The organism is Plantactinospora sp. B6F1, assembly GCF_040120695.1.
Lineage (GTDB): Bacteria > Actinomycetota > Actinomycetes > Mycobacteriales > Micromonosporaceae > Plantactinospora.
Window position 1 is genome coordinate 377,271 of the sequence record NZ_JBEEAC010000002.1, and the last position, 12,872, is coordinate 390,142.

Here is a 12,872-nt window from a genome sequence, read left to right on the forward strand (position 1 = left end):
ACCCTACGCCCGCTGGCGCCGGTCCAGCACGAGCAGCGCGCCGGGACCGAGCACGCCGAGCAGCAGCGCCCCCCGACTGGCGAGCAGATCGGCACTGCTCAGCGTGCCGGTGTGCGCCAGGTGGAAGACCAGGTGCACGGTGCCGAAGATCAGCAGCCCGGTCAGCACCACGGCGGTGACCCGACGGTCGTCGAACCAGGCGGCCGCCAGCAACATCACGCCCAGGGTCAGGAACGCCGCCCCGACGTCGGTCATCAAATGGGGGTTGTACGGCGGGTAGCCGGCCGTCCAGGAGAGCCCGAAGCCGGGGAAGTTGTCGAAGAACCAGCGTGGCGCCAGAACGGCCGGCACCCCCCAGCAGACGTGCAGTACGCCGAGCAGCACCAGCCCGCCCCGGACCAGGACCGGCCGCCACCCGCCGATCGGCGACGACCCGCCGCCGGCCGTCGGGGCGCGGCCGGTCATCGGCGGGCCGAGGCCACACCCAGGGCGGACCGTGCCTCGGCGTAGGCCCGCAGCACCTCGCGGACCGGGGTCACCACCAAGCCCCGGGCGGCTTCGGCCACGGCGTCGTGCATCCGGCCCTCGGCGCGCCACCGGGCCCGGCGGGCCGCCCACCTGATCACCGGCTTGACCAGCAGCGAGAGTAGTGCGCCGCAGAGCAGGCCGCCGAGCAGCAGGGCGGTGGGCAGCGGCGCCACCCCGACCATCGGATACTCCAGTTCCGGCAGCCCGAGGGCGCGTACCGCGTAGCCGAGGACCAACCAGCCCAGGCCGATCGCGGCGGCGACGGTGACCAGCCACTGCACCGCGTTGACCAGCCGCCACCAGACCGGCCGGCGCTGCACCCCGAGGTCGGTGGTGGCGACGGCCCGGTCGAGTGCGTCGGGCAGGTCGGCCAGCCGGGAGCGGGCCGCCGCCGTCACCGCCGCCGGCCAGGGATCCGGCAGCGTCGCGCCGGCCCGGTCGGCGACCGCCCGGACGGCCAGCCCGACCGCGGAGCGCTGCGCCGCGGTCGGCTCGGGCACCGAGGTCGCCGCCACCGGCGCGCGCTCGATGCCGAGCAGCCCACCCGGCTCCGGTGCGCGTTCCGGCGCGACGGGCGCCTCGCCGAGGTGCAGCCGGCGGAGCGGGTCGGGGCGTAGGCGTCGCAGGCCCCGGGCCAGCGGCCAGCCGGTCGCCGCCACCGCCCGGTGCCGGTACGCCTGCTCGGTCGCCTCCGCCACGGCCGGTACGCCGGCCGCGGCGGCCAGCGCGTCGATCAGCCGGCGGATCGTCGGCCGGTCCACGTCGTCGTCGGCCCGCCCCGGGGCGACCAGCCCGGCGAGCCCGTCGACGACCGCGTCCGCGTCTCCGGAGAGCCGGCGCAGTGCCGCCTGCCGCTGTGCCACCGCCTGCTCCAGCTGGGCCCGCAGCGGTGCCGTACCGGCGTCGGTCAGCGCCGAGGTGGTGAGTACCGGCACCCCGCTGAGCTGGTCGGCGTCGACCAGCCGGCGCAGGTCGGTGAGGACCCGGGGCAGGTCGTCCGGTGCCAGCCGGTCGGCCTGGTTGAGCACCACCACGGTGACGTCCCGGTGCCGGTGGAACTCGCGCAGGTAGCTGCGGTGCAGCACCCTGTCGGCGTACTTCTGCGGGTCGACCACCCAGACGACGAGGTCGACCAGGCCGAGCAGCCGGTCCACCTCGGAGCGGTGCGACCACTCGACCGAGTCGAAGTCGGGCAGGTCGAGCAGGACCAGGCCGTGCAGGGCCGCCTCGTCCGCCCCGTCCAGCGCGCTCTCCCGGACGAACCGGTGCCGGGGCAGTACGCCGACCCAGTCGAGCAGCCGGGTGGCGTCGTGCAGCGGCCCCCAGACGCAGGCGTGGGTGACCCCGGTGGTCGGCCGGCGTACCCCGACCGGTGACATCTCGAACCGGGCCAGCGAGTTGAACAGGCTGGACTTGCCGCTGCCGGTGGCACCGGCCAGCGCCACCACCGTGTGGTCGCGGGAGAGCGCCAGCCGGGTGCCGGCGCGCTCGATCAGGGTGTGCGCCGCGACCAGCCGTTCGTCGGGCAGGTGGCCGTCGACGACCCCGAGGAACCGGTTGATCGCGTGCAGGCGCTCGACCAGCCGGTCCGGGTCGGCCCGCTGGTCGGAGCGGAACGTGTCCCGGACCCTGCCCAGGATGTCCGTCATCGGGCCGCCTCCGCTCCGGCTGTCTGGTCCGCCCCGTCCCGCGCGGCGTCGACCAGCCGGGCGGCCTCGCGGAGCTGGTCGCCGTGGCCGGCGTCGACCCCGGCGGTCGCGGTGCGGGCCAGGTAGCGGGCCGCCTCCTCCTCGAAGAGTCGGTCGACCATACCGAGCAGCTCCGCCCGGGCCCGGGTGGCCAGGCTGCGGGTGGCCTGGTCGCCGAAGATCGCTTCCAGTACCTTCTGGGCGGCGACGGTGGTGCCGCCGGCCGCCGCCACCTCCAGCCCGGTCGGGATGAACGCGGTGGAGGCGAAGACGGCGATCATCACCGCCAGGCCGGTGGCGTTCACCGCGTACGCCGCGCTGCGGGCCACGAACCGCTTGTCGCCGCCGGAGGTGCGGACCAGCTCCAGTACGCCGCGCTGCCAGTCCCGGACCAGCCGCTCGGCCCGCTCCGGCAGGTCCTCGCCCGGCCGGGACAGCTCGCTGGTGAGCAGCGCGGCGCCGGCCGGATGGGTCTGCCAGGCCGCGGCGGTCTGCTCGGCGGCGGTGGCGGCGGACTCCCGCAGCAGGGTGACGAGCTGCGACTCGATCGCGCTGCGGAGCTGGGCGTTCGGGGCGGGACGGCCGGTCACCGCCGCGACGAGCCGGTCACGGAGCTGGCCGACCCGGGCCTCCAGGGTGCGGAAGAGTTCGCCGGTGCCGACGAACTCCTGCCATCGGGCCAGCACCTCGCCCCGGAGCAGCCGGCCGTCCCGCAGCGCCTCCTCGACACAGCGGCGGGCGCCCCGGTAGGCGCTGCGGACCCGTTCGTCCAGCGCCTGTGCGGCGTTCGCCTGCTGGTCGGCGGCGGTGGCCAGGCTCTCGACGGCCGGGCCGAGCGCGGCGACGGCGCCGTCGAGGGTCTGCCGGATCACCGCCGCCCGGGCCTCCGAGTCGGCGGCGAGCCGGCCGAACCAGGAGCGCAGCGGTTCGGTCAGCCGTCCGGGCAGCAGCCCCTGCCCGTCGACCACCGTCTCCGGGAGTACGAACAGCGGCGCGGCGTCGAGTTGGTGCTCGGCGAGCATCTCGGCCAGGTGCGCGGTCACCTCGTCGGCGGCTGCCGGCGGCACCCGGTCGAGGACGAGCGCGATCGCCGTGCCGCGAAGCCGGGCGGTGCGCAGCAGTTCCCAGGGCACCGCGTCGGCGTACCGGGCGGCGGTGGTGACGAAGAGCCACAGGTCGGCGGCGGCGAGCAGTTGGGCGGCGAGCGCCCGGTTGGCGTCCACCACCGAGTCGATGTCCGGCGCGTCCAGGAAGGCCAGCCCGGCGGGGAGCGCCGGTGCGGTGACCAGGTGCAGGGTGTCCGGCTGATCTCCGGGGCTGGTGGTCCGGGTCAGCCCGGGCAGCAGGTCGCCCTGCCGGAACCACGCCGAGTCGAGCGGGCTGCAGACCAGCACCGGCGAGCGGGTGGTCGGCCGGAGGACGCCGACGCTGCTGACCCGGGCCTGGACCAGGCTGTTGACCAGTGTCGACTTGCCGGCACCGGTCGAGCCGCCGACGACCACCAGCAGCGGCGCGTCGAGCCGGGCGAGTCGGGGCAGTAGGTAGTCGGCGAGCTGGGCCCGCAGCGCGGAGCCGAGCTGACGGGCTTCGTCCGCCCCGGGCAGCGCCAGTGGATAGGCGGTGACGTCGATCGCGCCCCGCAGCCGGGTCAGCGCCCAGCGCAGGTCCGTCCCCGCGTCACCGGCCGTTGGCACCGGCCCTGCGGTGACGGCGGGGTCGTCGGCCGGCGGGCGCCGGAGGGGGCTTTCGGCCTGCTCGCGATCCGCGTCGGCGATGGGGGTTTCCGGGCCGACCAGGGGCGTGCCGAGGCCGGTGGCCGGTTCGCCGTGGGTCGTCACGGGGTAAAGACTGCCCGATCCCTGCAAGACAGACAACAGGCGTGCTCGCCCACGGATCGGTGCGCGGCGCGCCGCCGGTTTCCTGGCCGGCTGTCCGGATACCCACGACCACCGTCGATGGCCTCCCGCGCGGACGGATTCGCGGTGGTGGAAGCCGCGCGGTGGGTTGCGTCGATGTGACTCAAGTCCGACTTTGCGCGTACGGCGGATCGTGGCACTATTGAGTCCGGTCCACTCAACTTGTGGTGGGTGCGCTGCGGGCGGTGCCCGTCACCTGCCTTGTAACGAAGCGAGGAAGCGAAGATGGCACGTGCGGTCGGAATCGACCTCGGCACGACGAATTCCTGCGTCAGCGTTCTCGAAGGCGGTGAGCCCACCGTCATCGCGAACGCCGAGGGCTCGCGGACGACTCCTTCGATCGTCGCGTTCGCCCGCAACGGCGAGGTGCTCGTCGGTGAGGTCGCGAAGCGTCAGGCGGTGACCAACCCGGACCGGACCATCCGGTCGGTCAAGCGGGAGATGGGCACCAACTGGTCCGTCGACATCGACGGCAAGAAGTACACCTCACAGGAGATCTCCGCCCGGACGCTGATGAAGCTCAAGCGGGACGCCGAGGCGTACCTGGGCGAGCGGATCACCGACGCCGTGATCACCGTTCCGGCGTACTTCAGCGACGCGCAGCGGACCGCCACCAAGGAGGCCGGGGAGATCGCCGGCTTCAACGTCCTGCGGATCGTGAACGAGCCGACCGCGGCGGCGCTGGCGTACGGGCTGGACAAGGGCTCCAAGGAGCAGACGGTCCTGGTCTTCGACCTCGGTGGCGGCACCTTCGACGTGTCGCTGCTGGAGCTGGCCGAGGGGGTCATCGAGGTCAAGTCGACCAGCGGTGACAACCTCCTCGGTGGCGACGACTGGGACGAGCGGGTCATCGACCACCTGGTGAAGACCTTCCGTGGCCAGCACGGTGTCGACCTGTCCCAGGACAAGATGGCGATGCAGCGGCTGCGCGAGGCGGCCGAGAAGGCCAAGATCGAGCTTTCCGCCGCCACCACCACCAGCATCAACCTGCCGTACATCACGGCCGGCCCGGCGGGCGGCGACGGTGCCCCGTCGGCACCGCTGCACCTCGACGTGACGCTGACCCGGGCGGAGTTCCAGCGGATGACGCAGGACCTGCTCGACCGCTGCAAGGGCCCGTTCGACCAGGCCATCAAGGACGCCGGGGTGAAGGTCTCCGACGTCGACCACGTGATCCTGGTCGGCGGCTCGACCCGGATGCCGGCCGTCTCCGAGCTGGTCAAGCAGCTCACCGGCCGGGAGCCCAACAAGGGCGTCAACCCGGACGAGGTCGTCGCGGTCGGTGCCGCGCTCCAGGCCGGCGTGCTCAAGGGCGAGGTCAAGGACGTCCTGCTGCTCGACGTCACCCCGCTGTCGCTGGGCATCGAGACCAAGGGCGGCATCTTCACCAAGCTCATCGAGCGCAACACGACCATCCCGACGAAGCGCTCCGAGGTCTTCACCACGGCCGACGACAACCAGCCGTCGGTGCTGATCCAGGTCTTCCAGGGCGAGCGGGACATCGCGGCCTACAACAAGAAGCTCGGCACCTTCGAGCTGACCGGCCTGCCGCCGGCGCCGCGCGGTGTGCCGCAGGTCGAGGTCACCTTCGACATCGACGCGAACGGCATCGTGCACGTCAACGCGAAGGACCTCGGCACCGGCAAGGAGCAGTCGATGACGATCACCGGCGGCTCGGCGCTGCCGAAGGACGACATCGAGCGGATGATGCGGGACGCCCAGGACCACGCCGACGAGGACAAGCGGCGCCGGGACGAGGCGGAGACCCGCAACCAGGCCGAGCAGCTCCAGTGGCAGACCGAGAAGTTCCTCGCCGAGAGCGGGGACAAGCTGCCGGCCGAGCCGCGCGACAAGATCAACGAGGCCCTCGGCGACCTGCGCTCCGCGCTCGGCGGGACCGACCTGGAGAGCGTCAAGTCGGCCCACGAGAAGCTGCTCAAGATCTCCCAGGAGGCCGGCTCGCTGCTCTACGCGCAGCAGCAGGCCGAGCAGGGGCAGCCGGGTGCCGCCGGCGCCGGCCCCGAGGCCGGACCGACCGGTGCCAAGGGTGGCGCCGACGACGTGGTGGACGCGGAGATCGTCGACGAGGACGACAAGAAGTGACGTTCCGCTCCCTGCGTACCCGGCCTGGCCGCAAGCACAACGGATTGAGGTAGTCGAATGACGGACAAGCCACGAGCCGCTGATCCGGAGTCCACCGGATCGGTGCCGGGTGGCTCCGCACCCGCCGACCCCGTCACGGACACGGCCGGCGAGGGCGTCGTCATCCGGAACAACCGGAAGATCAACCTGACCGACGACCAGCCGGGTTCGGCAGCAGCCGACCCGGACGGTACGACCGACGGCTCCACCCTGGCGGCGAAGGATCCGAACCCGGACCCCGAGCCGCCGGGCGACGCCGAGCCGGTCGTGGCCGCCGGAGAGGTCGACGACACCGCGTCGACCGGTGCCGCCGCCTCTGTCGACGACGCGAAGTCGGCCGAGAGCGGACCGGAGGTGGACGACTCGACCACCGATCCGGGTGACCCCACCACCGACGACTCCGGCGCCGAGACCACCGAGCCGGGCCCCCCGGTGGTCGACGACACCGAACTCGCCGAGGTGCTGGCGGCGGATCGACCGTCCGGCACGGACGGACCGGTGGTGGACGCACCGGTCAATCCGGTCGCCGAGGCCGCCGCCGACGCCGACGGGTCCGCCCCGCTCGGCGCCGAGCTGGCCGCGCTCCGGGCCGAGCTGGACGAGCGGGTCAAGGATCTCCAGCGGGTGACCGCGGAGTTCGCCAACTACCGCAAGCGGATGGACCGGGAGCGGTCCAGGGACGCGGACCGGGCCACCCGGGTCGTACTGGCCGCGCTGCTGCCCGTACTCGACGACCTCGACCGGGCCCGCGAGCACGGCGACCTGGTCGGGCCGTTCGGCACGGTGGCAGAACAGTTGATCACGACACTGGGCAAGTTCGGCCTGACCCCGTTCGGCGAGAAGGGCGACCCGTTCGACCCGAACCTGCACGAGGCGGTCGCGCACCAGACCTCAGCCGACGTCACCGAGTCCACCTGCGTCGAGGTGCTGCGCCGGGGCTACCAGGTCAACGACTCGCTGCTGCGGGCCGCGCTGGTCGGGGTGGCCGATCCGGAGCCGGAGTGAGTGCTCCGGTGCCGGAGGAGACCGGGTCGAAGCGAGGTTGAGCCGGTGCGTCGCGGTCGAGGTGCCACCCGTACGCCATCCGTCGGATGGGGTGCGGGCGGCACCTCGACCGCGCCACAGGGGAAGGGGGTGGACGACCGATGAGTTCCAAAGACTGGCTGGAGAAGGACTTCTACGCCGTGCTGGGGGTGGCCAGGTCCGCCTCTCCTGACGAGATCAAGAAGGCCTACCGGAAGCTGGCCAGGGAATCCCACCCGGACCACAACCCGGGTGACACCCAGGCCGAGGAGCGATTCAAGGCCGTCTCCGAGGCGTACGACGTGCTCGCCGACGCGCGCAAGCGCAAGGAGTACGACGAGATGCGCTCGCTCTTCGGGTCGGGCGCGTTTCGGCGCAACGCCCGGGCGGGCGGTGCTGGCGGCTACCCGTTCGACGTCTCGGACCTCTTCGGCGGGGTCGGCCAGCCGGGCGGCGCGGCCGGCGAGGACCGCCGGTTCGGCGGTGCGGGTTTCTCCGACCTGTTCAGTTCGATCTTTTCCGGCGGTGGTCCGACCCGGACCCGCGGCCCGGCCCGGGGCCGGGACGTCGAGGCCGAGGTCATGCTCGACTTCGGCGACGCGGTACGCGGGGTCACGGTGCCGCTGACGCTGCGCGCTCCCGGCGTCTGCGACACCTGCCACGGTGACGGCGCCAAGCCGGGGACGCTGCCCCGGACCTGCCCGCAGTGCCGGGGTGCCGGGGTCGTCACCCGCAACCAGGGCTCGTTCAGCTTCTCCGAGCCGTGCCGCGAGTGCCAGGGCGTCGGCACGATCGTGGACGAGAAGTGCCCGGAGTGCCGGGGTACCGGCGGGGTCACCAAGTCCCGCACGCTCAACGTGCGGTTTCCGGCCGGGGTGGCGGACGGTCAGCGGATCCGGCTTGCCGGCCGGGGTGAGCCGGGCGATCGGGGCGGCCCGCCCGGCGACCTGTTCGTCCTGGTCAAGGTCCGCTCCGACGACATCTTCGGGCGCAGCGGCGACGACCTGACCCTGACCGTGCCGATCACCATCGCCGAGGCGGTGCTCGGGACGGATCTGCGGGTGCCGACGTTGGACTCGTCGGTGACCCTGCGGGTGCCGCCGGGCACGCCGAGCGGCCGTACGCTCCGGGCTCGGGGCAGGGGTGTGTCGAGGCGGGACGGCCAGGCCGGCGATCTGCTGGTGACCGTGGAGATCATGGTTCCCGAGCAGCTCTCGCCGGAGGCCAGGAAGGCGCTGGAGGAGTTCGCCGCGCAAACTCCGGCGGCGGCACGGGAACATCTCGACGCCCGGGTGCGTCGTTTCAACTGAGCTGTTGGCAACGCGGAGGTGATCAAGGTGGCCGAGGATTACGTCGTCGTCTCGGTCGAGCAGGCGTCCGACGCCAAGGTCCTGATGATCTCGGTCGCGGCCCGGATGGCCGGCATGCACCCGCAGACCCTGCGGCAGTACGACCGGATGGGGCTGGTGCAGCCCGGTCGCGCCCCGGGGGGTGGGCGCCGGTACAGCGCCCGCGACGTGGCGCTGCTGCGTGAGGTGCAGCGGCTCAGCCAGGACGACGGTGTCAACCTGGCCGGCATCAAGCGGATCATCGTGCTGGAGCAGATGGTTGACGAGCTCCAGCAGCGGGTCGCCGGTCTACAGGCCGAGCTGGAGGCCGCCTACCGCCGGGTGGCGGAGCTGGAGGCGCTGGGCGGGCTGCCCCGCCGGGACCTGGTGCCCACCAGCCGGCCCTCGACCGCGCTGGTCGTCTGGCGTCCCCGCCGCGGCACCGATCCGTCGGCCTGACGCCGCCCGCCTGATACTCCCCGGCCGTCCCGGATCTCCTGCGAGGTCCGGGACGGCGGCGGGTCTTTCGGAGACCGACGGTTCTCGCATGTCGGGACACGGGCGACCCGATGGCGCTCCGAAACCAATACCCCGGGTGTTTCGCGAACATTACGCCCGAATCTCGGAATCCGTTAGTCTCAGGCTCTGAAACCATTACCCCCGGCCGGCTCGGGAGGCTTCACCGTACGAAGCGGGTGACGTCGGAGTCAGCGGATCCGCCGATCTTCGGATCTTCCGTCGGACGCCTTGGTGAAGGTCATGAAGCGTCATGTCGCTCCCGCCCGGCATGGGTAAGGGGCGGCGGGTCGCCGGGTCGTGTCCGGGTGCCATGCTACGGCGTGGCCCGTGGATACCTGCGGCTTGATCGATGAGAATTGATCAGCGTTTCTTGAAATGTGTATGGTTACAAGATTGTTTAATTGACGACAATCAATGTCATGGCTATGGTGGGCTGCGGGCGCGACCGCATCGCGACGACCGGAAGGAACTACCATGCCCAACGTGATGGCTGTCGGCGGCGTACTCGCGGCATTGTTTGCCTCGACGGTAGCTACCGAGCCCTTGGTGACCCCCGCCGAGGGGATCACCATCAGCGTGGAGACCGTCAACGGCTCGGGGTGCCCGGCGGGGACCGCCCAGGTCAGCACCGCCGCGGACAACACGGCCTTCACGGTCAGCTACAGCGACTACTTCGTCCTGGCCGGCGCCGGGGCGAAGCCGACCGAGTTCAGGAAGAACTGCCAGCTCAACCTGCGAGTGAAGATCCCACAGGGCTTCACCTTCGCGGTGTCCCAGGTGGACCTGCAGGGCTTCGCGTACCTCCAGCGCGGGGCCAGCGGTTCGCAGCACTCCAACTACTACTTCATGGGAAGTTCGTCCAACGCGCAGCAGAGCCACGAATTCACCGGGCCGTACAGTGGCGTGTGGCGGACGTCCGAGCGGGCCTCGACACTGATCTACGCGCCCTGCGGCCAGGAACGCAATCTCAACGTGAACACCGAACTGCGGGTGGATGTCGGGGACTCGGAGAGTGGTACGAGCTTCATGGCGATGGACTCGACCCGCGGCAGTGTGCGCAGCGTCTACCACCTCAGCTGGAGAGAGTGCTGACGCTCTGCCGTAGCAGCGTCCCCCGGGGCGGTCCGCTAAGTTAGCGCGAAGGGCCCCCGAGTCGGCCGATGGAATGGTGAATGTCCATCGAGCTGATTCGGGGGCCCTTGTGCTTTTCGGTGTCGCTCCTCGTCCTAGCACTCTTCCCGCCGTTGTGCATTCAGGTATAAGACATTGACGAACATCAATAAATAGAGTTAGGGTACAAGTGCGCGCGCGACATTATCGGCACGATCGGGAGGGAACCCATGATCAGTGTGCTGGCCATTGGCAGTCTCGTTGCTTCGATGCTCGGCGGCGCGATTGTCATCCCGACGGATCCGCCCGTGGAGCCTCCGGCAGAGAAGATTGTCATCGAGGTCATTACCATCAATGGTTCGGGTTGTCCGGCCGGGACCGCGGCCGTCGCGGTCGCCCCCGACAACACCGCCTTCACGGTGACCTACAGCGACTATCTCGCCCAGGTCGGCGTGGGGGCGCGGCCGACCGACTCGCGGAAGAACTGCCAGCTGGCCCTGCAGGTGCACGTCCCGGAGGGCTTCACCTACGCAATCCTCCAGGCGGACTACCGCGGCTACGCCTACCTGGAGAACGGTGCGACCGCGGTGGCTCGGGCGAACTACTACTTCCAGGGCTCCTCGCCGACGACGTACCGGAGCCACTCGTTCAGCGGCCCGCTGAACGACAGCTGGCAGACGACGGACACCGAGGAACTGACCTCGGTGAGCTACGCGCCCTGCGGTGAGATGCGCTTCCTCAACATCAACACCGAGCTGCGGGTGAACGTCGGCACGTCCAACCCGGCGACCACCACCAGCTTCATGGCGATGGACTCGACGGACGGCGCTATCAACACCATCTACCACTTTGCATGGAAGAAGTGCGAAGAGGCCTGACGTGGGCCCTCCGGGTTGGGGTGCCGGATTCCTGTTCCGGCACCCCGGCCCTGGAGGGCGGGGGCCCGCCCGGTCGGCCTGTCGGGCCGGTGCGGGAACCGGTGAAGAGGGTCATCCAAGTTAATGGATGAAGTTCGATACATCGCGCGGGCAACGGCTCGCGCGACGATGACCGAAGGGAGCCCCGGAAAATGTTGCACACGTTAGTCATCGGCAGTCTGGCGGCGTCGTTAATGGGCTTGCCGGTACTCGACGACCCCGTACCGACCACCAACCCACCCGCCGAGCGCATCACCGTCGAGATCCAGACGGTCAACGGGTCGGGCTGCCGGCTCGGCACGGCGGCGGTCGCCACGGCGCCGGACAACACCGCGTTCACGGTGACGTACAGCGACTACCTCGCCCAGGCCGGCGCGGGCACGCTGCCGACCGACTTCCGGAAGAACTGCCAGCTGGTCCTCCAGGTGAACGTCCCGGGTGGCTTCACGTACGCGATCGGACAGGCCGACTACCGCGGCTTCGCCCATCTCGAACGCGGCGCCAGCGGCATGCAACGGGCGAGCTACTACATCCAGGGCACGTCGGCGACGGCGAGCGCGACGCACAACATCGCCGGTCCGATCAGTGACAGCTGGCAGACGACCGACGTCACGGACGTGGCCGAGCTGGTCTACGCCCCCTGTGGTGAGGTGCGGCTGTTCAACATCAACACGGAGCTGCGGGTGATGCGGGGCACGTCGGACCCGAAGACGACCAGCTTCATGATGATGGACTCCACCGACGGCAGTGTCAGTACCACCTACCACTTCAACTGGATGCGGTGCGAGTAGGCCTCGCCGGGACCGGGTCCCGGCGCGCCCGAAACAGGTCGGCATCCACGCACACCGGTACGACGACCGTCGTCCGGGGTAGCGACGATTCAAGCGAAGAACCCGGCTGGCGCTCGTGGAGAGGTACTTCGAGCGCCAGCTCTTCCTGGTCGATCCCGGTCGACGGCCCCGCCTGGCCCGCCCGAGGATCACCGCTGCGGGAGTCCGCCCGGCCCACCACCGGTTTCCGGCCCGCGGGGCCGGTGAGATCAGTAACCTGACTGATGGTGCGAGTCCCGCGGACGCGGTCCTCCGGTACGCAGGTCAGGTCCCGTGCACCGCGCCGGCACCGCAGGTGGCCGGTGGTCCGGGGTCCACGGGGGGTCCCGGCCCACCGATCGCCGTCGACCGGTCGGGTGCCCGGGGCAGCGTCAACGGTCGGATGCCCGGGTCAGCTCAGCCGGCGAGCCTGCCGGACCAGGCCGCCCTCGCACCAGTCGCGGTAGTCGAACAGCTGCGGCCTCGCCTGGAGCATCCGGGTGTTGTGCGCCCAGATGGCCATCGGCTCGTCGCCGAGCCGCTCCGCCTGCTCGACCAGCTTCCGCAGCCGCCGCTTCGGATGGGCCCGGAACTTGGTCCGGATGCCGTCCGCCGCATAGATGTAGAGGCAGTGCAGCGCGAACCGGCGGGCCGGACACGACTGGTCCATCGCCAGATCGAAGAGTGTGCCGATCAGTCGGTCGCCGGAGACCAGCAGGTCCCAGTCCTTCGGCATGGTGTGCAGCGGGACCGAGTCCGGCTCGTAGGCCCAGGCTCGAAGCTCGGCGGGAGACGGGTCCACCGGGTTGGCAAAGCCCCGGAACGCGGAGTCCTGCACGCTCAACGGGCCGCCTTTCCGCTCGCGCGGCTGCCGGGCACCCGGCCCCCGCAA

General features: G+C 71.2%; 11 protein-coding genes. 7 read left to right on the forward strand and 4 right to left on the reverse strand.

From position 1 onward, the window contains the following. Positions 1–3 precede the first annotated feature (3 nt). Genes ABNF97_RS04875 through ABNF97_RS04885 form a run of 3 tightly spaced genes read right to left on the reverse strand, consistent with a single transcriptional unit; the run spans position 4 to position 4,054 of the window. On the reverse strand, positions 4–465 hold the full coding sequence (locus ABNF97_RS04875; protein WP_130461383.1) for a hypothetical protein: 462 nt from the start codon (positions 463–465) through the stop codon (positions 4–6). After that, complete coding sequence (locus ABNF97_RS04880; protein WP_130461384.1) at positions 462–2,177, reverse strand: GTPase; 1,716 nt, start codon at positions 2,175–2,177, stop codon at positions 462–464. The genes ABNF97_RS04875 and ABNF97_RS04880 overlap by 4 nt, the downstream gene beginning before the upstream one ends. Continuing rightward, positions 2,174–4,054: an ABC transporter gene (locus ABNF97_RS04885; RefSeq protein WP_502930442.1), complete on the reverse strand. Its 1,881-nt coding sequence runs from the start codon at positions 4,052–4,054 to the stop codon at positions 2,174–2,176. Before ABNF97_RS04885 ends, ABNF97_RS04880 begins: the two co-directional genes overlap by 4 nt. 303 nt (positions 4,055–4,357) lie before the next feature. Between ABNF97_RS04885 and dnaK the strand changes: the two genes are divergently transcribed. The 7 genes from dnaK (at position 4,358) to ABNF97_RS04920 (ending at position 11,962) form a co-directional block, all read left to right on the forward strand. Further along, complete coding sequence (gene dnaK / locus ABNF97_RS04890; protein ID WP_130461386.1) at positions 4,358–6,235, forward strand: molecular chaperone DnaK; 1,878 nt, start codon at positions 4,358–4,360, stop codon at positions 6,233–6,235. Between the two features lie 57 nt (positions 6,236–6,292). Next, positions 6,293–7,279 carry a nucleotide exchange factor GrpE gene (gene grpE, locus ABNF97_RS04895; RefSeq protein WP_349337771.1) on the forward strand — a complete coding sequence of 329 codons (987 nt, stop codon included), beginning with the start codon at positions 6,293–6,295 and terminating at the stop codon, positions 7,277–7,279. A 140-nt stretch (positions 7,280–7,419) separates the two neighbouring features. Further along, positions 7,420–8,607, forward strand: a complete 1,188-nt coding sequence (dnaJ, locus tag ABNF97_RS04900) for a molecular chaperone DnaJ (protein ID WP_349337772.1) — start codon at positions 7,420–7,422, stop codon at positions 8,605–8,607. A gap of 84 nt (positions 8,608–8,691) precedes the next feature. Further along, on the forward strand, positions 8,692–9,084 hold the full coding sequence (locus ABNF97_RS04905) for a heat shock protein transcriptional repressor HspR (RefSeq protein ID WP_502930451.1): 393 nt from the start codon (positions 8,692–8,694) through the stop codon (positions 9,082–9,084). 534 nt (positions 9,085–9,618) lie between these two features. Beyond that, positions 9,619–10,236, forward strand: a complete 618-nt coding sequence (locus tag ABNF97_RS04910; RefSeq protein WP_130461390.1) for a DUF4360 domain-containing protein — start codon at positions 9,619–9,621, stop codon at positions 10,234–10,236. A 248-nt stretch (positions 10,237–10,484) separates the two neighbouring features. Then, positions 10,485–11,132, forward strand: coding sequence for a DUF4360 domain-containing protein (locus tag ABNF97_RS04915; RefSeq protein WP_130461391.1), 648 nt, complete (start codon positions 10,485–10,487; stop codon positions 11,130–11,132). A 191-nt stretch (positions 11,133–11,323) separates the two neighbouring features. Beyond that, entirely contained in the window at positions 11,324–11,962 is a 639-nt protein-coding gene (locus ABNF97_RS04920) for a DUF4360 domain-containing protein (protein WP_130461392.1), read from the forward strand. Positions 11,963–12,392: 430 nt separating this feature from the next. Here ABNF97_RS04920 and ABNF97_RS04925 read toward each other — a convergent pair whose 3' ends face one another. Continuing rightward, a complete protein-coding gene (locus ABNF97_RS04925) occupies positions 12,393–12,824 on the reverse strand; it encodes a hypothetical protein (RefSeq protein ID WP_130461393.1) in 432 nt (143 codons plus the stop codon). Positions 12,825–12,872: the final 48 nt, after the last annotated feature.